The 19,869-nt window shown below is 72.7% G+C and carries 21 protein-coding genes and 1 pseudogene; 11 read left to right on the top strand and 11 right to left on the bottom strand.

The window, feature by feature from the left end:
- Positions 1-9: 9 nt before the first annotated feature.
- Both PYS65_RS20115 and PYS65_RS20110 read left to right on the top strand, forming a co-directional pair.
- Entirely contained in the window at positions 10-384 is a 375-nt protein-coding gene (locus PYS65_RS20115) for an iron chaperone (protein WP_279335311.1), read from the top strand.
- Positions 385-524: 140 nt separating this feature from the next.
- Entirely contained in the window at positions 525-2,168 is a 1,644-nt protein-coding gene (locus PYS65_RS20110) for a DNA repair helicase XPB (protein ID WP_279335310.1), read from the top strand.
- Between the two features lie 162 nt (positions 2,169-2,330).
- On the opposite strand, the gene PYS65_RS20105 is transcribed toward PYS65_RS20110, so the two are convergent.
- Entirely contained in the window at positions 2,331-2,531 is a 201-nt protein-coding gene (locus tag PYS65_RS20105; RefSeq protein ID WP_279335309.1) for a hypothetical protein, read from the bottom strand.
- A gap of 295 nt (positions 2,532-2,826) precedes the next feature.
- Here PYS65_RS20105 and PYS65_RS20100 point away from each other — a divergent pair, with 295 nt between their 5' ends.
- The gene (locus PYS65_RS20100; RefSeq protein ID WP_279335308.1) at positions 2,827-4,644 is read left to right on the top strand and encodes an alpha/beta hydrolase; all 1,818 of its coding nucleotides are present in this window, start codon (positions 2,827-2,829) and stop codon (positions 4,642-4,644) included.
- On the opposite strand, the gene PYS65_RS20095 is transcribed toward PYS65_RS20100, so the two are convergent.
- On the bottom strand, positions 4,645-4,851 hold the full coding sequence (locus PYS65_RS20095; protein ID WP_279335307.1) for a hypothetical protein: 207 nt from the start codon (positions 4,849-4,851) through the stop codon (positions 4,645-4,647).
- Positions 4,852-4,973: 122 nt separating this feature from the next.
- A pseudogene (locus PYS65_RS20090) lies at positions 4,974-5,999 on the bottom strand (IS200/IS605 family accessory protein TnpB-related protein); the annotation flags it as partial.
- 203 nt (positions 6,000-6,202) lie between these two features.
- Here PYS65_RS20090 and PYS65_RS20085 point away from each other — a divergent pair.
- Positions 6,203-8,353: a HelD family protein gene (locus PYS65_RS20085; protein ID WP_279335306.1), complete on the top strand. Its 2,151-nt coding sequence runs from the start codon at positions 6,203-6,205 to the stop codon at positions 8,351-8,353.
- 90 nt (positions 8,354-8,443) lie between these two features.
- On the opposite strand, the gene PYS65_RS20080 is transcribed toward PYS65_RS20085, so the two are convergent.
- The 3 genes from PYS65_RS20080 to PYS65_RS20070 form a co-directional block, all read right to left on the bottom strand.
- Positions 8,444-9,142 carry a copper homeostasis protein CutC gene (locus tag PYS65_RS20080; protein ID WP_279335305.1) on the bottom strand — a complete coding sequence of 233 codons (699 nt, stop codon included), beginning with the start codon at positions 9,140-9,142 and terminating at the stop codon, positions 8,444-8,446.
- A 104-nt stretch (positions 9,143-9,246) separates the two neighbouring features.
- Positions 9,247-9,927, bottom strand: a complete 681-nt coding sequence (locus tag PYS65_RS20075) for a maleylpyruvate isomerase family mycothiol-dependent enzyme (protein WP_279335304.1) — start codon at positions 9,925-9,927, stop codon at positions 9,247-9,249.
- A gap of 40 nt (positions 9,928-9,967) precedes the next feature.
- Entirely contained in the window at positions 9,968-10,846 is an 879-nt protein-coding gene (locus tag PYS65_RS20070) for an alpha/beta hydrolase (protein ID WP_279335303.1), read from the bottom strand.
- Between the two features lie 239 nt (positions 10,847-11,085).
- Here PYS65_RS20070 and PYS65_RS20065 point away from each other — a divergent pair, with 239 nt between their 5' ends.
- Genes PYS65_RS20065 through PYS65_RS20050 form a run of 4 tightly spaced genes read left to right on the top strand, consistent with a single transcriptional unit; the run spans position 11,086 to position 12,911 of the window.
- Complete coding sequence (locus tag PYS65_RS20065; RefSeq protein ID WP_279335302.1) at positions 11,086-11,730, top strand: HD domain-containing protein; 645 nt, start codon at positions 11,086-11,088, stop codon at positions 11,728-11,730.
- A gap of 53 nt (positions 11,731-11,783) precedes the next feature.
- Positions 11,784-12,080 carry a hypothetical protein gene (locus PYS65_RS20060; protein WP_279335301.1) on the top strand — a complete coding sequence of 99 codons (297 nt, stop codon included), beginning with the start codon at positions 11,784-11,786 and terminating at the stop codon, positions 12,078-12,080.
- Entirely contained in the window at positions 12,077-12,391 is a 315-nt protein-coding gene (locus tag PYS65_RS20055) for a hypothetical protein (RefSeq protein WP_279335300.1), read from the top strand. Before PYS65_RS20060 ends, PYS65_RS20055 begins: the two co-directional genes overlap by 4 nt.
- Positions 12,378-12,911, top strand: coding sequence for a GNAT family N-acetyltransferase (locus PYS65_RS20050; RefSeq protein ID WP_341483693.1), 534 nt, complete (start codon positions 12,378-12,380; stop codon positions 12,909-12,911). The genes PYS65_RS20055 and PYS65_RS20050 overlap by 14 nt, the downstream gene beginning before the upstream one ends.
- On the opposite strand, the gene PYS65_RS20045 is transcribed toward PYS65_RS20050, so the two are convergent.
- Together PYS65_RS20045 and PYS65_RS20040 are read right to left on the bottom strand one after the other, a co-directional pair.
- The gene (locus tag PYS65_RS20045; protein WP_279335299.1) at positions 12,893-13,231 is read right to left on the bottom strand and encodes a DUF4031 domain-containing protein; all 339 of its coding nucleotides are present in this window, start codon (positions 13,229-13,231) and stop codon (positions 12,893-12,895) included. The genes PYS65_RS20050 and PYS65_RS20045 overlap by 19 nt on opposite strands.
- Positions 13,228-13,668: a hypothetical protein gene (locus PYS65_RS20040; protein ID WP_279335298.1), complete on the bottom strand. Its 441-nt coding sequence runs from the start codon at positions 13,666-13,668 to the stop codon at positions 13,228-13,230. Before PYS65_RS20040 ends, PYS65_RS20045 begins: the two co-directional genes overlap by 4 nt.
- A 55-nt stretch (positions 13,669-13,723) precedes the next feature.
- Between PYS65_RS20040 and PYS65_RS20035 the strand changes: the two genes are divergently transcribed.
- Together PYS65_RS20035 and murQ are read left to right on the top strand one after the other, a co-directional pair.
- Positions 13,724-14,632 carry a MurR/RpiR family transcriptional regulator gene (locus PYS65_RS20035; protein ID WP_279335297.1) on the top strand — a complete coding sequence of 303 codons (909 nt, stop codon included), beginning with the start codon at positions 13,724-13,726 and terminating at the stop codon, positions 14,630-14,632.
- 124 nt (positions 14,633-14,756) lie between these two features.
- The gene (gene murQ, locus PYS65_RS20030) at positions 14,757-15,728 is read left to right on the top strand and encodes an N-acetylmuramic acid 6-phosphate etherase (protein ID WP_279335296.1); all 972 of its coding nucleotides are present in this window, start codon (positions 14,757-14,759) and stop codon (positions 15,726-15,728) included.
- Here the strand turns inward: murQ and PYS65_RS20025 are convergent.
- Complete coding sequence (locus PYS65_RS20025; RefSeq protein WP_279335295.1) at positions 15,689-16,246, bottom strand: hypothetical protein; 558 nt, start codon at positions 16,244-16,246, stop codon at positions 15,689-15,691. The genes murQ and PYS65_RS20025 overlap by 40 nt on opposite strands.
- Before the next feature lie 274 nt (positions 16,247-16,520).
- Between PYS65_RS20025 and PYS65_RS20020 the strand changes: the two genes are divergently transcribed.
- Entirely contained in the window at positions 16,521-17,090 is a 570-nt protein-coding gene (locus PYS65_RS20020) for a hypothetical protein (RefSeq protein ID WP_279335294.1), read from the top strand.
- Between the two features lie 205 nt (positions 17,091-17,295).
- On the opposite strand, the gene groL is transcribed toward PYS65_RS20020, so the two are convergent.
- Both groL and PYS65_RS20010 read right to left on the bottom strand, forming a co-directional pair.
- The gene (groL, locus tag PYS65_RS20015) at positions 17,296-18,918 is read right to left on the bottom strand and encodes a chaperonin GroEL (protein ID WP_279335293.1); all 1,623 of its coding nucleotides are present in this window, start codon (positions 18,916-18,918) and stop codon (positions 17,296-17,298) included.
- Between the two features lie 372 nt (positions 18,919-19,290).
- Positions 19,291-19,494 carry a cold-shock protein gene (locus PYS65_RS20010; protein ID WP_004929928.1) on the bottom strand — a complete coding sequence of 68 codons (204 nt, stop codon included), beginning with the start codon at positions 19,492-19,494 and terminating at the stop codon, positions 19,291-19,293.
- Positions 19,495-19,869 lie beyond the last annotated feature (375 nt).

Genomic DNA, 19,869 nt, shown 5'->3' with positions numbered 1-19,869 from the left:
GCTCCGTCCATGGTGCGGAGCACAGTGCAGGACGTCGAGAGCTACCTCGCAGAGGCCCCTGAGCCGCGCAGGGCCGCGCTGGCCGAACTGCGGCGGCTGTGCAGGGCGGAACTCACGGGCTTCACCGAGGTGATGGCGTACGGCATGCCCGCCTACGAACGGGACGGCACGGCCGAGATCGCCTTCGCCTCCCAGAAGCGGTACCTGTCCTTCTACCTCCTGCGCGGCGATGTCCGTACGGCCTTCGAGAACCGGCTGGCCGGGCAGGACATGGGCAAGGGCTGCCTGCGGTTCCGCAGGCCGGAGGATCCGGCGACCATCGACTTCGACCTGGTGCGCGACCTGCTCCGGGCCACAGCGGCCGAGCCGGGCCCGATCTGCTGACGGGCTCACACCCTCCGGGACCCGAAGTGGCGGGCGTCACTCCGGGTCCCGGAGGGCGGGCGATCAGGCAAACTGGACGTTTGGCCGAGCTGTGCCCGTGCAGTGCCCGTGCCGAGCCCGTCGCAGAAAGGCAGCCGCGCGTGAATGGTCCGCTCATCGTCCAGTCCGACAAGACGCTTCTCCTGGAAGTCGACCACGAGCAGGCGGACGACTGCCGTCGCGCCATCGCGCCCTTCGCCGAACTGGAGCGGGCCCCGGAGCACATCCACACCTACCGGGTGACCCCGCTCGGCCTGTGGAACGCGCGGGCCGCCGGCCACGACGCCGAGCAGGTGGTGGACGCGCTGGTGCAGTACAGCCGCTACCCGGTGCCGCACGCGCTGCTCGTCGACATCGCCGAGACGATGGACCGCTACGGCCGGCTCAGCCTGCTCAAGCACCCGGCGCACGGTCTCGTCCTCACCAGCACCGACCGGCCCGTCCTGGAGGAGGTGCTGCGCTCCAAGCGGATCGCCCCGCTGGTCGGCGCCCGCATCGACCCGGACACCGTCGCCGTGCACCCCTCGGAGCGCGGGCAGATCAAGCAGACGCTGCTGAAGCTGGGCTGGCCCGCCGAGGACCTCGCCGGGTACGTGGACGGCGAGGCGCACTCCATCGAGCTGGTCGAGGACGGGTGGACACTGCGCCCGTACCAGAAGCAGGCCGTGGAGAACTTCTGGCACGGCGGCTCCGGCGTGGTCGTCCTCCCCTGCGGCGCGGGCAAGACGCTGGTCGGCGCCGCTTCGATGGCACAGGCGAAGTCGACCACGCTGATCCTGGTCACCAACACCGTCTCGGCCCGGCAGTGGAAGCACGAGCTGGTGAAGCGGACCTCGCTGACCGAGGACGAGATCGGCGAGTACAGCGGGACGAAGAAGGAGATCCGTCCCGTCACCATCGCCACCTACCAGGTGCTGACGACCCGTCGCAAGGGCGTCTACCCCCACCTGGAACTCTTCGACTCCCGGGACTGGGGCCTGATCCTCTACGACGAGGTGCACCTGCTGCCCGCCCCCGTCTTCAAGTTCACCGCCGATCTGCAGGCCCGCCGTCGGCTCGGTCTGACGGCGACCCTCGTCCGCGAGGACGGCCGCGAGTCGGACGTGTTCTCCCTCATCGGCCCGAAGCGGTTCGACGCGCCGTGGAAGGAGATCGAGGCGCAGGGCTACATCGCGCCCGCCGACTGCGTGGAGGTCCGGGTCAACCTCACCGACTCCGAACGGATCGCGTACGCGACGGCGGAGACCGAGGAGAAGTACCGCTTCTGCGCGACGACCGCCACCAAGCGGAAGGTGACGGAGGCGATCGTGCGCCGCTTCGCCGGTCAGCAGATCCTCGTCATCGGGCAGTACATCGACCAGCTGGACGAGCTGGGCGAGCACCTGGACGCCCCCGTGATCAAGGGCGAGACGTCGAACGCGCAGCGGGAGAAGCTGTTCGAGGCGTTCCGGCAGGGCGAGATCGGCGTGCTGGTCGTCTCCAAGGTCGCGAACTTCTCGGTCGACCTGCCGGAGGCCACGGTCGCCGTCCAGGTGTCGGGCACCTTCGGGTCCCGGCAGGAGGAGGCCCAGCGGCTGGGCCGGGTGCTGCGGCCCAAGGCGGACGGCCACCAGGCCCACTTCTACTCCGTGGTCGCCCGCGACACCATCGACCAGGACTTCGCGGCCCACCGCCAGCGCTTCCTGGCGGAACAGGGCTACGCCTACCGCATCATGGACGCGGACGAACTCCTCGCGGAGAGCTGAGCGGGCGTCCCTGGGGGCGTTGTTCCCGGGCGTCGTCCCTGGGGGCCTCGTTCCCGGGGCGTCGTCCCCGGGTCGTCATCCTTCGGGAAGGTCGAACACCAGCAGGACGACGAACAGCGGCGGTGCCAGGGAGGGGAAGGCCGCTGTGATGCGCAGGGTCGTCTAGCGGGTGTTCCGGGGCAGCAGCCAGGACGTGAGCCGGGCGCCGAAGGTGAGGACGCCGTCGAGGGGCATCGCCCGGAGGACCACGTCCAGGGCGGTCGTCAGGGCCTGCGAACAGTCGTCGGGGCCACAGCTGTCGGTCGCCCTCGGGGACGTCGCTCCCACCGGCAGCGCCACCGGCCCCGGGAACGTCGGGAGCACGGTCGCGACGGTGGGCGCCGCTCAGGCCCGGCGGTCCCGGTCGGCCGGGTGAAGCACCGGGGGTGTCAGGGGGGCGGAGGGGTCGTGGCTCATGGAGCCGGTCAAGCCGCGTGACCGGTGCCCGCGCATCGGCGCGCGTACTCAGACCGCGTCCCCGGACGGAGGGGGCGGGCCCCTCACTTCAGCACCCGATCGGACGCGTGTCGGTTGCCCGCCCGGCGGACCGCCGGTGGTATGACAGCGGGTCCGCTGCCGCGGGCCCGGCTCCCGGTCGCTGCGAGGGAAGGGCCTGCCCATGCCACGGACCGCCACCGCCACCGCCACACGGATACCCCTCACCCGAGCCGCCGGCGCGGCGGCCGGGGCACTGATCCTGCTGCTCGGGGCGGTCGGCCCGGCGTCCGCGGGCGGACCGGGCGGCGGTGACGGCGACGGCGGTGGCGGCCGCGACGGCGGTGACGGTGGCGGGGTGGTGCTGCGGTGGCAGGACTGCCCGGACGTCGCGCAGACCGGGTTCGAGTGCGCGACGGCGAACGTGCCCCTGGACCACACCCGCCCCGGGGACCGCACCATCGAGCTGGCGGTGATCAGACACCGGGCCGCCGCGCCGGAGAAGCGGGTCGGCACGCTGTTCTTCAACCCCGGCGGCCCGGGCAGCCCCGGCACCCTGGGACTGCCGCAGCTGTACGCCAAGTTCCCGGACGAACTGCGGGACCGCTACGACATCGTCAGCTGGGACCCGCGCGGCGTCGGCGAGAGCACGGCCGTACGCTGCTTCGACACCGCCGGGGAGGCCGTCGCCTGGCAGTCGAAGCTCCCGCCGTTCCCGGTGGGCGAGCGCGAGCAGCAGGCGTTCGTCGCCGCGTACGCCGACCTCGCGAAGCGGTGCGAGCAGCGCGATCCGCACCTGCTGCGCCATGTCTCGACCGCCGACACCGCCCGCGACCTGGACCTGCTGCGCGCCGCGGTGGGCGAGGAGCAGCTGCGGTACTGGGGCGTCTCGTACGGCACACTGCTCGGCGCGACCTACGCGAACCTGTTCCCCGAGCGGGCCGGACGGCTCGTCCTCGACGGGAACGTGGACCCGCTCACCTGGTTCGGCGAGACCGGCCCGGCGGGTGAGGCCGGGGCGGCGGGCGAGGCCGTCCCGGCGGGTGGGTCCGGGACGGCGGGTGGGTCCGAGGCGGTGAACACGTTCCTGCGGCTCGGCTCCCACCTCGGTTCGGCCGACACGCTGGCACAGTTCCTCGACCACTGCGGGCGCGCACCCGTGACCCGGTGCGTCTTCTCGGCGGGCACCCCGGCCGCCACCCGCGACAAGTACGACACCCTGATGCGGCGCCTCGCCGCGCGGCCGGCCGGTGACAGGACGTACGCGAGGGCCGTGAGCGAGGTGCGCGGCGGGCTCTACACCGTGCACCCCGGCTGGACCGGTGTCGCGGACCTGCTGGAGGCACTGTGGTCCGGCCGGCCCCTCCTGGCACCGGGCGTCCCGACGGGCGTCCCGGTGCCCTACCCGGGCTTCGAGCAGCCGCTCGCGGTGATGTGCGCGGAGAGCCCCAACCCGCGGTCACCACTGCGCTACCCCGAGCTGGAACGGCGGGCGGTGGCGGAGGCCGGGGAGCTGGCCCACTGGTGGGTGTGGGCCAACGAGCCGTGCGCCACCTGGCCGGCCCGGGCCGCCGACCCGTACACCGGCCCGTGGGACCGGGCGACCGCCCACCCGGTGCTGGTGGTGAACACGACCCACGACCCCTCCACCCCGTACCGGGCGGCCCAGAACATGGTCGGGGAGCTGGGCGACGCGCGGCTGCTGACGCTGGACGGGTACGGGCACACCGCGCTGGACAACCCGAGTGCGTGCGTGGGACGGCACGTGGTGCGGTACTTCCTCACCGGAGAGCTGCCGCCGAAGGGCGCGCGCTGCACGCAGGACCTCCCGCCGTTCGCCCCGCCGGCCGAGGCGCCGTCGGCGTCGGAACCCCTGCGGGCGCAGGCCGGGACGCCTGCCGGAAGCCTGCCGCGGGCCGCGACCCCGGACGGTCCGCCGCCGTCGCCGTACGGCGCCTGGCCGCTGGAGGTCGTCGAGGGTCTGCTTCCGCCGCGTACGTGATCAGTGGCGGCGGCGGACGCCGGCCTCCTCGTTGTACTCGCCGAGGACGGTGACCGAGAAGAAGGCCTCGGTGAAGGCCCTGACGGCGCGCAGGGCGTTGCCGAGACGGTGCGGGGAGTGGTGGACGGAGCCGGTGGCGGTGGCACCGCGGCGCGGAGGGCCCTGGCCACCGGCCCGGTTGCCTGGGATGAAGGTAGCTGCGCTCATGTGTCCAGAGTTCGCCGGATCACCCGTTCGGGGCATCAGACCTTGGGACCGGCTTCGGGTCCCGCCCGGTCCCCCCTGAGGCAGCCGGTCTCCCCTGCGAGAAGGACCCGGAACCGTTCCTCATCAGTGAGCAGGAGTGAGTCCTGGACCCAGCCCTGAACATCTGGCGCATCCCGAACGGTGGTGGATGCACTGGTCGCCCGCGTTCGCTCCGCATCCGGCGACACGCATCGTGTCCGTGGTCCGGGAACGCGGGGGCGGGTTCCCTCACGCCCCCGGGCACGATGTCCGGCCTGGGCGGTCCGATGCCCCACACGATCACTCCGGTCGTGTGGGGGCGGTGCCGTCCGTCGCCGGACGCGGTGCCCGAGGGCGCGCCTTCCGATCGCGACGCCGGCGGCGTCGTGACGGGTGGTCCTGCGGTTCTTCGAGGTGAGGGGCTTCTGCCAGTGCTGCGCGCCCCACATCGAGGTGTACGCGGGGTCGACCGCGACGACGGCGATGCCGAGTTCGGCCGCCATCGACACCAGCCGTGCCCGCAGCTTCGAGACGGGCAGGCCGCTGATGAGCTTGCGGAACCGCTTTTTGCGGCCGTGCTTCTCGCGGGTCTTCTCCGCGCCGAAGTCGAGGTTTTCGATCGCGATGGCGACGCCTTCGCGTCGTGCCCAGTGCAGCAGGCGGGTGAGGGCGTGCCGTACCTGGGCGTCCCGGTGGTGGGCGGTGCCGCCGAGGTCGTAGAAGAAGCGGCGGGGCTCGCCGCACGGGTTGCCGTGCTCGTCCAGCCGCCAGGCGGCGAGGTGATCGGCGTTGGTGTCCACCCCGATCAGACCACCCGAGCGGGCCTGCGCCAGGGACACGGTCTGGACCGGGGGGATCGTCCACGAGGCCGTGAGGTACCAGCGGCCCCGGTCCACGTCGTAGTGGATGCGGTAGGCCACCGCCCGGTTCGCGGACACGCGGTCGGCCCACTGCTCGCCCCGGTGCGCGAACGCCACCCGGCCGGTCAGGACGTACCGGCCGCGCGGGGCGTTGGCCAGCCCGGCAAGCGGGGCGGGCAGCTTGATACCGACCTGACCGTCCGGGCCGATGCGGATGGTCTCGTTGCCGTGGCGTTTCCCGGACTCCCCATCCGCCTGCAGGAAACGGCCGGGAGGGAAACCGTTCGCCCCCGGGGCCTGCGGCCGACTAGAATCTCCCGCTCGCCCCGGCCGCGCCGTCCGGGGCCTCCCCGCCTCCCTCGCCGGAGCGCCACCGCCCGGACGGAAACCGGCCGGTCAGCCATGCCGTGGTCACGCGGCATCACCGTCAGCACCAGGCGGCATCACCGTCAGCACCAGCCGGAGGCAGCCCCGTGCCCACGCACGTCCCCGAACCCGCTCCCACGCCCGCGCTCGCCGACACCGGCCCGCTGGACCGCGAGCGGGCCCACCTCGCCGCGTCCCGTACCGCCCTGCGGGCCATGCGCGCGGACGTCGAGGCCCTCGACCTGGGCAACGTCACCGCGAACTGGGTCAACACGCAGATCCTGGAACGGCAGATGGCGGAGCGCGTCAAGGCACTGGCCGACCTCAGCGACACCCCGCTGTTCTTCGGCCGCCTCGACTACCTGCACGCTCCCCCACTCTCGGCTCCTCCCCCACTCTCGACTCCGCTCGAGCGGGGGCACCCCCATGAGCAGGGGGACCCCCACGGCGCCGAGGAGGCGGAAGGAGCCGAGGGCGAGCGCTTCTACGTCGGTCGCCGGCATGTGCACGACGTCGACGGCGACCCGATGGTGATCGACTGGCGGGCGCCGGTCTCGCAGGCGTTCTACCGGGCGTCCAGGAAGGACCCGATGGACCTCGCGCTGCGCCGCCGTTTCGGCTACACCGGTGGCGACCTCACGGCGTACGAGGACGAGCACCTGTCCGACCCGGCCGAGGCATCGGCCACCAGCAAGCTGCTCCAGCAGGAGATCGAGCGGCCGCGCGTCGGCCCGATGCGGGACATCGTCGCCACCATCCAGCCCGAGCAGGACGAGATCGTGCGCTCCGGCCTCTCGGGCAGCGTCTGCGTGCAGGGCGGCCCCGGCACCGGGAAGACCGCCGTCGGCCTGCACAGGGTGGCGTACCTCCTGTACGCGCACCGTGAGCGGCTGGCCCGCACCGGCACGCTGGTCGTCGGGCCGAACCGGTCCTTCCTGCACTACATCGAGCAGGTGCTGCCCGCACTGGGCGAGCTGACGGTCGGGCAGGCGACGGTGGACGACCTGGTGGCCCATGTCGAGGTGCGCGGGACGGACGACCCGCGGGCCGCGCTCGTCAAGGGCGACGCGAGGATGGCCGAGGTCCTGCGCCGGGCCCTCCACTCGCACGTGACGATGCCCACCGAACCGGTCGTCGTCGTGCGCGGCTCACGCCGCTGGCGGGTACCGGCGTACGAACTGGAGGAGATCGTCCGCCAGTTGCTCGACCGCGACATCCGCTACGGCGCCGCCCGCGAGGCCCTCCCGCAGCGCGTCGCGCACGCCGTGCTGGTGCGGATGGAGCGCGCCGGGGAGGCGCCGGACGACAGGGTGCAGGACACGGTGGCCCGCACCGGCGCCGTGAAGGCCGCGGTGAAGACGGTCTGGCCGGCCGTCGACCCGGCGAAACTCGTCCTGCGCCTGCTGGCGGACCCGGACTTCCTGGCCGAGCACGCGGCCGGACTGCTGGACGAGGACGAGCGGAAGGCGATCCTGTGGACGAAGCCGGCGCGGTCGGTGAGGTCCGCGAAGTGGTCGGCGGCCGACGCGGTCCTGATCGACGAGGCCACCGACCTGATCCGGCGCACCCCCTCCCTCGGGCACGTGGTGCTCGACGAGGCGCAGGACCTCTCCCCCATGCAGTACCGGGCGGTGGGCCGGCGCTGCACCACCGGCTCGGCGACCGTCCTCGGCGACCTGGCGCAGGGCACCACGCCGTGGGCGACCCGGAGTTGGGAGGAGGCACTGGCCCACCTGGGCAAACGGGACGCCGTGGTCGAGGAGTTGACGGCCGGTTTCCGCGTTCCGACGGACGTGATCGCGTACGCCTCCCGGCTGCTCCCGCACATCGCGCCGGGGCTGACGCCGGTGGCGTCGATCCGCGACAACCCGGGCTTCTTCGCGGTCCGTCCGATCACCGGCAGCGGCGAAGTGGTGTCGGCCTGCAGGGAGTTGCTGGGCCACGAGGGCTCGGTCGGCCTGATCGCCGCGGACGCCCGCGTCCCGGAACTGGCCCGGGAGCTCACCGCGGCGGGCCTCGGACACGTCGCGCCCGGCGAGGAGACGACGCACGACACCCGGCTCACCCTGGTCCCTGCGTCCCTGGCGAAGGGGCTGGAGTACGACTACGTGGTCCTGGACGAGCCATGCGCCGTCGTCGACGCCGAGCCCGACGAACGCACCGGTCTGCGCCGCCTGTACGTCGCCCTGACCCGAGCGGTCTCGGGCCTGATCGTGACCCACGCGGCCCCGCTGCCGGAGCAGTTGCTGCCGCACTGAGCCGGTCCGTGAGGCCGGTGCCGGCCGGTGCCGGCCGGTGCCTGCCGGTGCCTGCCGGAATCAGCCGGTGCCGACCGGTGCCTGCCGGAATCAGCCCCCGTCCACCACCCGGCGCCACTCGGCCACGGCCTCCGCCGAGACGGGCCCGCCCCACCCGTCCGGCCGGGCCGCGCCCCCGATGTGAAAGGCGTGGATCCCGGCGCCGAGCAGTGTGGGCACCTGCTCCAGCCGCAGCCCGCCGCCCACGAGCAGCTGCTGCTCGTACCCGGGTTCGTCCTGCTTCCCCCGCCGGGCCTCGGCGAGCAGCGTCGGCAGCCCGTCGGCCACCCCGCCGGGCGCGCCGGCCGTGAGGTAGGCGTCGAGGCCGGGCAGGCCGTCGAGCTGTTTGCGCAGGGCGTCGCGGTCGGCGGCGCGGTCGATGGCGCGGTGGAAGGTCCAGCGGCAGCCGTCCAGCGCGCCGACCACCCGCTCCACCGCGCCCAGGTCCACGCCGCCGTCCGCGTCCAGGAACCCGAGCACGAACTCCTGGGCCCCCGCGTCCCGCATCTCCCGCGCCGTGTCCACCAGCCGGTCGAGATCACCCGCCGCGAACCCGTCCGCCAGGCGCAGCATCACCCGCGGCGGGATGTCGACGGCCGCGCGCACGGCGGCGACGGTGCGGGCGGACGGGGTGAGCCCGTCGGCGGCCATGTCGGTGACCAGCTCGAGCCGGTCCGCGCCCCCGGCCTGCGCGGCGACGGCGTCCTCGACGTCGAGGGCGATCACCTCCAGGACTGCACGCTCGCTCATGGGACCCCATTCCTCGGCATCGGTCGGCGGCGACTAGAGGTCTAGTCCAATCCACCCTACGCCCGCCGCCCGGAGATCCGCGCCCCGAGCGCCCTCCCCGCGCCTCACTCGCCGAAGATGTTCAGCTCCGCCGCCCGTGCCCCGGCCAGCTCGTACGCGGCGCCGTCCACCGGCCGTCCCGCGTAGAGCCGTACCAGCGTCGGCCCGTCCCCGATGTACCGTGCCGGGGGCCGCCTGCCCGAGGCCTCGCCCAGCCGCAGGGGTTCGTCCACGTCGTCGAGGTCGGCGTGCAGCGGAAGGTGCCCCTTCCGGCCGGTCACGTAGGCCAGCAGGGAGAACGCGGACGGCAGCCCCGCGCCCGCGTACGCGCCGGGCTCCCCGAACGCCTCACGCACGTCCCCCGCGTGCACCCACTCGCCCAGCGCGAGGACGTCCAGCGCCCCGCCCGCCTCCGCGATCACCGGACCGGCCTCGGTCATCCCGCGCTCCAGCTCGTCCACGACGCGCCGGTTGCTCCACCCGGCCCGCTCGGCGATGTCCCGGCCGTTGGACGCGGGCGAGAACACCCCCTCCTCGAACCGGCGCTCCAGCACCCGCGTGAACGCGGCCGAACAGTGCGCCAGCACATCCCGCACCGTCCACCCCGGACACGCCACCACCGGCAGCGCGAAGTCCGCGTCCGCCCTCCCCCGCAACAACGGGATCAGCACGTCCCGCTCGGCGGTCAGCAGCCGCCCGGGCAGCTCCGGGTCTCGTACGTTCTGCACATCCGCAGGAGTCGTCATGCCGCCCACGCTAGTGGCGGCTCCGCCCCTGGGAGGGGAGTCACCCCGCGGACGGGGCCGGGAGCGTGGCGAGTTCGCCCAGGACCCGGGCCGCCGGCGCCGGATCGACCAGCCACTTCAGGTGACTGCCCGCGAGCGTGCGGACGTCGTACGGGTTGTCCGGCGTCAGCTCGTCGCCCTCGCGGATCAGCCGGTCCTGCAGGGCGAGCGGCATGCTCGCGTCGTCGGCCAGGCGGAGATAGGTCTTCGGGATACGGCCCCAGGTCGCCGCCTGCGCCCGGTCGGCGGAGGTGCCGACGTCCAGGTTCTCGTCGGGCTGGAAGGTGCTCAGGAAGGTCAGGAACTCCTCGTCGGTGCCGTCGGCGAGGAAGGCATCCTTGAGCGCCGCGAGGGCGGCCGGGTCCGCGGTGCGGAAGTTGACGCGGAGCAGGCCGAGTTCGGCGGGGTTCCCGGCCATCGCCAGGCCCAGGGAGGCGGCGTCGACCGTGGCCATCTCCGGCTCGGCGTAGTAGTCGCCGACGTCGAGCGCGACCGGGCACCAGGCCGCGACGTAGACGATGCGGTCGATCAGGTCGGGCCGCGCGTTGGCCGCGGCCGTGGCCGTGGCGCCGCCCCGGCTGTGGGCGACGAGGATCACCGGGCCGTTCCGCCTGGCCCGCTCCAGGACCCCGATCAGGTGCGCGGCGTTGTCGGCGAGCGTGACGCCCTTGATCGCACCGGGCGCGGTGGCGAGCCCTCCGGGATCCTGCGGCGCCTGGTAGGCGCGGGTGTAGGTCGCCGCGAAGCCGTGGCCGGGCAGGTCGACGGCGACCGAACGGTGCCCGAGCAGGCCGAGTTCGGCCTGGAGCGGCGCGAAGGAGAAGGAGTTCGCGAAGGCCCCGTGGACCAGTACGAACGTCGGTTGCACCTGGTTGCTCACTTCTTCCGGTCTCCTTCGGGTCGGCGGCACGCGCGGACGGATGTTCACGCTCCGGCGATTCACACTACCCAGCGAAAGATCACCCGCACTACCCGTAACGGCCCCTTCCGCTTGCGCGCAAGGCACGCCCCGAGAGATACAGGGCGCGGCGCGACCCCGTCCGGTACCTCACGGTACGGGCCGAGCCGGAGCTCTGTGGCGAGGTCCCCGCGTTCCACCGGGTCGGGAAGAATGGCCGTATGGCCGACACCGACGTCCTGCGTGCCCGTTTCGCCCGCGCCCTGGAGGGGGCCCGGGGTTCCGGGGGCGGGCCCGATCCGGCGCCCTACGCCGACGACCTGATCACCCGCTGGCAGGAGCCGCAGCGGCACTACCACACGCTCGCCCACCTCACCGCCGTGCTCGATCACGTCGACGAGCTGGCGGCGTACGCGGACGACCCGGACGTCGTGCGGCTCGCGGCCTGGTTCCACGACGCCGTGTACCTGCCCGACCGCTCCGAGAACGAGGAGCGGTCCGCGCGGCTCGCCGAGCGGGCGCTGGCCGAGGCCGGGGTGCCGGAGGCGAAGGTCGCCGAGGTGGCGCGGCTGGTGCGGCTCACCGTCACGCACGACCCGGCCGAGGACGACCGGGACGGTCAGGTGCTGTGCGACGCCGACCTGGCGGTCCTCGCCTCGCCCCCGTCGGCGTACGCCGCCTACACCGCCGCCGTCCGCGCGGAGTACCACTTCGTGCCGGGCGACGCCTTCCGCGAGGGCCGCGCCGCCGTCCTGCGCCGACTCCTCGCCCTGCCCCGCCTGTTCCGCACGCCGCACGGACAGGAGCACCGGGAGGCCACCGCCCGGTACAACATCGGCTCCGAGCTGGAACTGCTGACGCAATGAGGCCGACCGGAGTAGCGTCGTGGACCGGCTCTCCGCAGGAAGGATCACCCTCCATGAGTGAACAGCCCGTCCATCCGGAAGCGCCCGTCGAACCGCCGCCCATGCGGACCCTCGGCGAAGTCCGGGCCGCCCTTGCCGCCGGGCTTGGTTTCCCGGGCGACCTGGCCCGCCTCGAAGCCGAACTGGCGGCCACCCTCAACCGTGTCGACTTCACGGACCTGCGTGAGGTGTCCGAGCTGATCGCGACGTATCGCGGGCATGTCCTGACACGCTGCGATCCCGACTTCGAGGCCTCCCTCGCCGAAGGCGTCGAGCTGGCCCGCGCGTTGAAGCTGGAGAGTCCCCTTTGACCGAGCCGACGGCCGCCGTGGAAGTCACGCACACCGCACGCAAGCGCCTCGACCTCCTGGGCCCCGCCGCTGAGGCGGTCGTCGAGGCGTTACGTACGGAGCTGGAGCGGACGCAGCAGCTGGGCCGTCGCGTCCGTGTACTCGACCGGGGCGCGGAGGTCCGGGTGACGCGTGTCGAAGCCCGTACGAACTGCCCCGCCTTGTCCGTCACGTATGTCCACCTTCCCCACCCGGCTCCCCCGACCTGCGCCATCGTGTCGGTCGTACCGGACGACTCGGGGAACGAAGGGGGCGAGGATGACAAGGGCTGACGAGCCGGCGGGCGAGAACACGATCCGCATACCCACCGACCGCCTCACCCTGGCGAGCATCACTCCCGCGGTCGCGTCCGATCTGTCGTCGAGCGGTGACGGCGGCTACCGGTGGGTCGGCGCCGCTCCCGCCGACGGGACCCGGGTGGGGGCCGGGTTGATGGTCGAGCAGTACGGGGAAGGGACCTTCCACCCGGCGTGGACCATGTACGTACTGGTCCGGCGGGAGGACGACCTCGCGGTGGGCGCCATGGGCTTCCACCGCGCGCCGGACGGGGACGGCCGGGTGGAGATCGGCTACGACCTCGTCGAGGGTGCCCGCGGCCACGGCTACGCCACCGAGGCGCTGCGCGCGCTGTCGGCGTGGGCGCTCGCGCAGGACGGCGTACGGACCGTCACCGCCGTCATCGACCGCGCCAACCTGCCCTCGCGGAACGTCGTCACCCGCGCCGGATTCACCCGGGCCGCCGAGAACGCGGGGGAGAACGCGGGCGAGTACGTCTACGAGCTGCGCCGCTGAACCTCGCTGACGCGCACCACGGCGGTGCGCACCACGTCGGCGCGTACCACGCCCTCGCGCACCGTGCTCTTGCGCACCCGCAGCCCCGCCCCGTACAGCAGCCGCACCACCTCGCGGCTGCTGACCTCCAGCGCCCCGGCGAGCACGACGTCCGGGTACCGGTGCTCGGGGATGTCGTAGTGGTCGCGTTCGAAGGCGCGGCGGGGGACGCCGAGGCCGGCGGCGAAGGCGTGCAGTTCGTCGTAGGAGACGTCGCTGACCAGGTGGGACCAGAGCCGGCCGTGTCCCGGCCAGGTGGGCGGGTCGATGTACAGGGTCACGTCGAGGCCGCCCCGCCCAGCGAGCCGACCGCCGCGACCTTCACGCCCGCCAGGTGGCACACCCAGTGCGGATCGGGGCCGAGTTCCGGCTCCACCTCCAGCGCGTGCGGGTCGCCGGAGCCGCACACCGGGCACAGCGGCCAGCGGCCGTACCGCTCCAGCAGGGCGTCCTGCACGTCCTGGGCGACCAGACCGGCGAGGAACCCGATGCCCTCCGGCCACTGCTCGACCCACCAGCGGCGGTGCGCGACGGACTCCTCGACGAGCGAGACGACGTCCGCCTCGGCGACCTCGTGCGCGACCAGGTCCGCGAGCACCAGCGCGCGGGCCGCGTGCAACGCCTGCTCCAGGGAGCTGACAGGGCCGACGGGGGTGTCGTCGGAATTGCCGGGATCGACGGGATCGACGGGATCGACGGGATCGTCATGGGGGGCCATGCCCCCATTGTGCGCACCCTTGACCGCACCACCGAAACGAAAATATCTTTCAGGGGTGACCCAGGACGTGAAGGAAATTTTCGCTCCGCCCGCCCCCGCCGCCCTCGCGGCCAAGGTGCGCACGCTGGCCCCCTCGATGACCCGTTCCATGCAGCGGGTCGCCGAGGCCGTCGCGGGCGACCCGGCCGGCTGCGCCGCCCTCACGGTCACCGGCCTCGCCGAGCTCACCGGCACCAGCGAGGCCACCGTCGTCCGCACCGCCCGCCTGCTCGGCTACCCCGGCTACCGCGACCTGCGGCTCGCCCTCGCCGGGCTCGCCGCCCAGCAGCAGTCCGGCCGCGCGCCCTCCATCACGACCGACATCGCGGTGGACGACCCCATCGCCGACGTCGTCGCCAAACTCGCCTACGACGAGCAGCAGACCCTCGCCGACACCGCGGCCGGACTGGACACCGTCCAGCTCGGCGCGGCCGTCGCGGCGCTGGCCGGTGCCCGCCGGACGGACGTGTACGGCATCGGCGCCTCCGGCCTGGTCGCCCAGGACCTCACCCAGAAGCTGCTGCGCATAGGCCTGATAGCCCACGCCCCCGGCGATCCGCACCTCGCCGTCACCAACGCGGTGCAGCTGCGCGCCGGTGACGTGGCCGTCGCCATCACGCACTCCGGGTCGACCGGGGACGTCATCGAACCGCTGCGGGTGGCCTTCGAGCACGGGGCGACGACGATCGCGGTGACCGGCCGCCCGAACGGACCCGTCACCCAGTACGCCGACCACGTACTGACCACGTCCACGGCCCGCGAGAGCGAGCTGCGCCCGGCCGCGATGTCGTCCCGGACCAGTCAGCTCCTGGTGGTGGACTGTCTGTTCGTCGGCATCGCCCAGCGCACCTACGAGTCGGCGGCCCCCGCCCTGTCCGCGTCGTACGAGGCGCTGGCCCACCGGCACCGGAGCGGTCCGCGGTAGCGGACGGGACACCGGAGCCGTTCACGCCCCACCGCGGTTCCCGCGTTCCCGCACAGGCCGAGGACACCGGCCGAAGACACCGGGCGCAGCCCACCGGACACAGACCACCGGAGAGAACCGTTCCATGACCCCCACGCCCGAACCCCGTGGTCTCCGCGCCGAGTTGGAGACCCTGACCACCGAGGCGTTCCGTCCGGAGCTGGCGGACGTCGACCGGCTGCCCACCCTCGACATCGCCCGGCTGATGAACGGCGAGGACGCCACCGTGGCCGGTGCCGTGGCCGGACAGCTGCCGCGGATCGCCGCCGCGATCGACGCCGTCGCCGACCGGATGGCCCGGGGCGGCCGGCTGGTCTACGCGGGCGCGGGCACCGCCGGCCGGCTCGGTGTCCTGGACGCCTCCGAGTGCCCGCCGACCTTCAACACCGACCCCGCCAGGGTCGTCGGCCTGATCGCGGGCGGTCCCGGCGCCATGGTGACCTCGGTCGAGGGCGCCGAGGACTCGGCGGAGCTGGCCGCCTCCGACCTGGCCGCGCTGGGGCTGACCGCCGACGACTCGGTGGTCGGCGTCTCCGCCTCCGGGCGCACCCCGTACGCCGTCGGCGCCGTCACCTGGGCCCGCGAGCGGGGCGCGCTGACCGTGGGCCTCGCCTGCAACGCGAACAGCCCGCTCGCCGCGGCGGCCGAGCACGGCGTCGAGGTGGTCGTCGGCCCGGAACTCCTCACCGGCTCCACCCGCCTCAAGGCCGGCACCGCCCAGAAACTCGTCCTGAACATGATCTCGACGATCACGATGATCCGGCTGGGCAAGACGTACGGGAACCTGATGGTCGACGTCCGCGCCTCCAACGAGAAGCTGCGCGCCCGCTCCCGCCGTATCGTCGCCCTCGCGACCGGCGCGGCGGACGCCGACATCGAGCGCGCCCTGGCCGCCACGGACGGTGAGGTCAAGCACGCCATCCTGGTCCTGCTCGCCGACGTGGACGGCCCGACGGCCACCCGCCTGCTGACCGAGGCCGCCGGCCACCTGCGCGCCGCGCTGGCGAAGGTGAGCGGTCAGGAATCCGCAGGGGCCGGACCGGCGGCGGAGGGCTGATCGGTTCGGCGGCCCAGGAGCAGGGTGAGGCTGCACAGGCCGCCGACCAGCCAGCTCACCACCGCCCATCCGCCCTGACCGAGGCTCAGCATCACGAGGAACGCGGCGACCGACGCCGTGAGAACGACGACGGCAGCACGCCGCAGTGCGGTGCCGGCGTCCCACTCACGGCGCAGCATGCCGGAACGCCGCCACGTCATCCACAGACCGACACCGGCGACCAGCGCCTCACACACGAGGAGCCAGGCGGGCAAGGAGGGCACCGGGGGCAATCCGCCCGGCCCCGCCTCACCACGCCACAGGTCCAGGAGCCCCGCGCCCAGGACGAACGGGCCGATCAGGCCGAACACCCCCGCCACGGCACGGAGGAAGCCGACGCCCACACACGAGGCGCCGGCGCCGCCGAACGGCGTGGCCGCGCGGGACATCGCGTGGAAGCGGTGGGCCGCCCCCCGGAAATCCGTCGCGACGATCCAGCCGAAGGCGGTCGCGAACACCCCCCAGGCCACCGAGAACATCGCGCCCCTCCCCTCGTCGGCCGTCCGTCCCGGTCAGTGCCGACACCGGATGTGTCCGAGCAGGGTAAACGGGCATCACGGGCGTGCGACATGCCGGATCCCGGCAAGGTCCCGGCTCATCGGATGCCGGAACACGTACGCGGCGGGCGGCTGGATCCACACCGCCCGCACGGTTCGTCCGGGCCTCGAGCAGTCCGGGACGACCGCTCCGCACGACGGTGACCGCCCCCGGTGAACACTGGGATACTGGACCTCCCCCACCCGGAGACGAATCATGAACCACGCGCAGCTCACCGCCCTGGGCCGCGCCCTGCGCGTCCTCGGCGAGCACGGCGAGGCGCTGGCCGCCGACACGCCGGACGCCAAGCTGCACGAGGTACGGGCCGACCTGAAGCGCGCGCTGGACCGGCTGGAGGAGAGCGTCGAGACGGCCGCGCCCAGCACCCGCTGTGCCGAGCACCCGACCGGGCCGGTCGACAAGAGCGCCCCCGACCTGTGCCTGCTGTGCGAGACCCGGCGCCGGACCGCCCGCCGCGCCGAGTTCAACGGGCCGGCGCCCCACCAGCCGCCCACCGAGCCCGTCCCGTCCCGGTACGGGATGCACGGCGACCGCCCCCAGCCGCAGCAGCGCTGGCTGCCGGAGCTGTGGAACGGTCAGGCGTGGCAGCTGTGCGGCACCCCACGCCGGGACCGGCGCGAGGCCGAGCTGTACATCGCGGCGCAGCGGCGCGGGCCCCGGCCCGCCACGGCGTACCGGGTGGTGCACGAGTTCACCGACTACGAGGTACTGCGCGTGTGGGGCACGCCGGTCCGGCACGACATCGAACCGATGCGCGACCTGTAGTCGACGGGGCCCGCAGCTCTGCTCGGCTCGGCTCGGCTCGGCGTCCGCAGCGACGCCGCGTCGTACGGCTCGAGCTCGTCGCGCTCCAGCCGGTCGGGCAACAGAGCGGAAACGCGGAAACGCCCGAGGGCGGCACCCCCTGCCGAAACAGGGGGTGCCGCCCTCGGTACTGACGGACCGGGTCCGAACCTGAGGTGAGTCAGGCTCAGAAGTCCATGTCACCGCCCGGCATGCCGCCCGGGGCGGCCGCGCCGGCCTTCTCCGGCTTGTCGGCGATGACGGCCTCGGTGGTGAGGAACAGCGCGGCGATCGACGCGGCGTTCTGCAGCGCGGAGCGCGTCACCTTGGCCGGGTCGATGATGCCTTCCTTGACCAGGTCGACGTAGTCGCCGGTCGCGGCGTTCAGGCCGTGACCCGGGGTCAGGTTGCGCACCTTCTCCACCACGACGCCGCCCTCGAGGCCGGCGTTGACGGCGATCTGCTTCAGCGGGGCCTCGAGCGCGAGCTTCACGGCGTTGGCGCCGGTCGCCTCGTCACCCTCGAGCTCCAGCTTCTCGAACACCTGGGAGGCCTGGAGCAGGGCCACGCCACCACCGGCGACGATGCCCTCCTCGACGGCCGCCTTCGCGTTGCGAACGGCGTCCTCGATGCGGTGCTTGCGCTCCTTGAGCTCGACCTCGGTGGCGGCACCGGCCTTGATGACCGCGACACCGCCGGCGAGCTTCGCCAGGCGCTCCTGCAGCTTCTCGCGGTCGTAGTCCGAGTCGCTGTTCTCGATCTCGGCGCGGATCTGGTTCACGCGACCCTGGACCTGCTCCGAGGAGCCGGCACCGTCGACGATGGTGGTCTCGTCCTTGGTGATGACGACCTTGCGGGCCTTGCCGAGCAGTTCGAGGCCGGTGTTCTCGAGCTTGAGGCCGACCTCCTCGGAGATGACCTCGCCGCCCGTGAGGATGGCGATGTCGTTCAGCATCGCCTTGCGGCGGTCGCCGAAGCCCGGGGCCTTGACCGCGACGGACTTGAAGGTGCCGCGGATCTTGTTGACGACCAGGGTCGACAGGGCCTCGCCCTCGACGTCCTCGGCGATGATCAGCAGCGGCTTGCCCGACTGCATGACCTTCTCCAGGAGCGGCAGCAGGTCCTTGACGTTGCCGATCTTGGAGTTGGCGATCAGGATGTACGGGTCGTCGAGCGACGCCTCCATACGCTCCATGTCGGTGGCGAAGTACGCCGAGATGTAGCCCTTGTCGAAGCGCATACCCTCGGTGAGCTCCAGCTCCAGACCGAAGGTCTGGGACTCCTCGACGGTGATGACGCCTTCCTTGCCGACCTTGTCCATGGCCTCGGCGATGAGCTCGCCGATCTGGGTGTCGGCGGCGGAGATGGAGGCCGTGGAGGCGATCTGCTCCTTGGTCTCGACGTCCTTCGCCTGCTCCAGCAGGGCACCGGAGACGGCCTCGACGGCCTTCTCGATACCGCGCTTGAGGGCCATCGGGTTGGCGCCGGCGGCTACGTTGCGCAGGCCCTCCTTGACCAGGGCCTGGGCGAGGACGGTCGCGGTGGTCGTACCGTCACCGGCGACGTCGTCCGTCTTCTTGGCGACTTCCTTGACCAGCTCGGCGCCGATCTTCTCGTACGGGTCCTCGAGCTCGATCTCCTTGGCGATGGACACACCGTCGTTGGTGATCGTGGGGGCGCCCCACTTCTTCTCGAGGACGACGTTGCGGCCCTTGGGGCCGAGCGTCACCTTGACGGCGTCCGCGAGCTGGTTCATGCCGCGCTCGAGGCCGCGCCGCGCCTCCTCGTCGAACGCGATGATCTTGGCCATGTGAAGTGGTCCCTCCAGGACTGGGGGTGATGACTCCTAGGACCGCGCCCGCGCCCGCGACGGACGGCTCACAGAACCGGCGGTTCCTTGCCCCACCGGCCTGCGGGCCTCACCGACCCGGTCCTTACGTTGTCACTCTCACCTTCAGAGTGCTAACGCCAATGATTAGCACTCGACCCATGCGAGTGCAAGCGCCCCCCGTGGATCGCGGGGAAGAGTCAGCCGCACGCGAACAGCGCGGGCGGCGCGGAGCCGGCCGCGCGCGAACGCCCCCGGGCGCCGGTCACCACCCGGGTCCCGGCATGACGAAGGGTCCGCACCCTGGGGGTGCGGACCCTTCGTCGGCAGGAAATTCTTGCGGTGGTAGCGCGTTCAGGCGCTGAGACGGACCATGTCGGCCTGCGGGCCCTTCTGGCCCTGCGAGATCTCGAACTCGACCCGCTGGCCTTCTTCGAGGGTGCGGTAGCCGTCCATCTGGATCGCGCTGTAGTGGACGAAAACATCCGCACCACCGTCGACCGCGATGAAGCCGTACCCCTTCTCCGCGTTGAACCACTTGACGGTGCCCTGAGCCATGCCTAACTCCCCTATTACTGGCCCTTGCACAGATCCACACTTCGCGGATCCGGGTCAGACCTCACCCCCCAACGACTGGGGGCGTGCGCCGGAACGCGTCGACCGCGGCCGAATGTATCCGTCCAACTGCCCTCTGCAACAGGTCAATCGGACGAGAAATCTGGACGCCGCCAGTCCGGAATGTAACGGGAATTCACCTGATTTCAGGGCAAGTCAGGTGGGGCAAAGCCCGCAAATGCCGCAGAAGCGAACCGGATTTTGGCTGCATCCAGTCGGGTGTGCGGCAGGAATTGGCGGTTCCAGAACAGGGAGCCGGGACCGCGTTCCCCAACCCTACCGCGCTCAACCCCATGGAATTGCCCCCTCCGCTTCTCT

Origin of the sequence: Streptomyces cathayae, from assembly GCF_029760955.1 — a bacterium.
Classification (GTDB): Bacteria; Actinomycetota; Actinomycetes; order Streptomycetales; family Streptomycetaceae; genus Streptomyces; species Streptomyces cathayae.
This window is presented reverse-complemented; position numbering and strand designations above follow the sequence as displayed.

Excerpts from the sequence above, each read along its gene's own strand:
- PYS65_RS20115 (WP_279335311.1), top strand. The coding sequence starts at position 10 with ATGGTGCGGAGCACAGTGCAGGACGTCGAGAGCTACCTCGCAGAGGCC.
- PYS65_RS20100 (WP_279335308.1), top strand. The coding sequence starts at position 2,827 with ATGCCACGGACCGCCACCGCCACCGCCACACGGATACCCCTCACCCGA.
- PYS65_RS20095 (WP_279335307.1), bottom strand. The coding sequence starts at position 4,851 with ATGAGCGCAGCTACCTTCATCCCAGGCAACCGGGCCGGTGGCCAGGGC.
- PYS65_RS20080 (WP_279335305.1), bottom strand. The coding sequence starts at position 9,142 with ATGAGCGAGCGTGCAGTCCTGGAGGTGATCGCCCTCGACGTCGAGGAC.
- PYS65_RS20075 (WP_279335304.1), bottom strand. The coding sequence starts at position 9,927 with ATGACGACTCCTGCGGATGTGCAGAACGTACGAGACCCGGAGCTGCCC.
- PYS65_RS20065 (WP_279335302.1), top strand. The coding sequence starts at position 11,086 with ATGGCCGACACCGACGTCCTGCGTGCCCGTTTCGCCCGCGCCCTGGAG.
- PYS65_RS20060 (WP_279335301.1), top strand. The coding sequence starts at position 11,784 with ATGAGTGAACAGCCCGTCCATCCGGAAGCGCCCGTCGAACCGCCGCCC.
- PYS65_RS20050 (WP_341483693.1), top strand. The coding sequence starts at position 12,378 with ATGACAAGGGCTGACGAGCCGGCGGGCGAGAACACGATCCGCATACCC.
- PYS65_RS20040 (WP_279335298.1), bottom strand. The coding sequence starts at position 13,668 with ATGGCCCCCCATGACGATCCCGTCGATCCCGTCGATCCCGTCGATCCC.
- murQ (WP_279335296.1), top strand. The coding sequence starts at position 14,757 with ATGACCCCCACGCCCGAACCCCGTGGTCTCCGCGCCGAGTTGGAGACC.
- PYS65_RS20025 (WP_279335295.1), bottom strand. The coding sequence starts at position 16,246 with ATGTTCTCGGTGGCCTGGGGGGTGTTCGCGACCGCCTTCGGCTGGATC.
- PYS65_RS20020 (WP_279335294.1), top strand. The coding sequence starts at position 16,521 with ATGAACCACGCGCAGCTCACCGCCCTGGGCCGCGCCCTGCGCGTCCTC.
- groL (WP_279335293.1), bottom strand. The coding sequence starts at position 18,918 with ATGGCCAAGATCATCGCGTTCGACGAGGAGGCGCGGCGCGGCCTCGAG.
- PYS65_RS20010 (WP_004929928.1), bottom strand. The coding sequence starts at position 19,494 with ATGGCTCAGGGCACCGTCAAGTGGTTCAACGCGGAGAAGGGGTACGGC.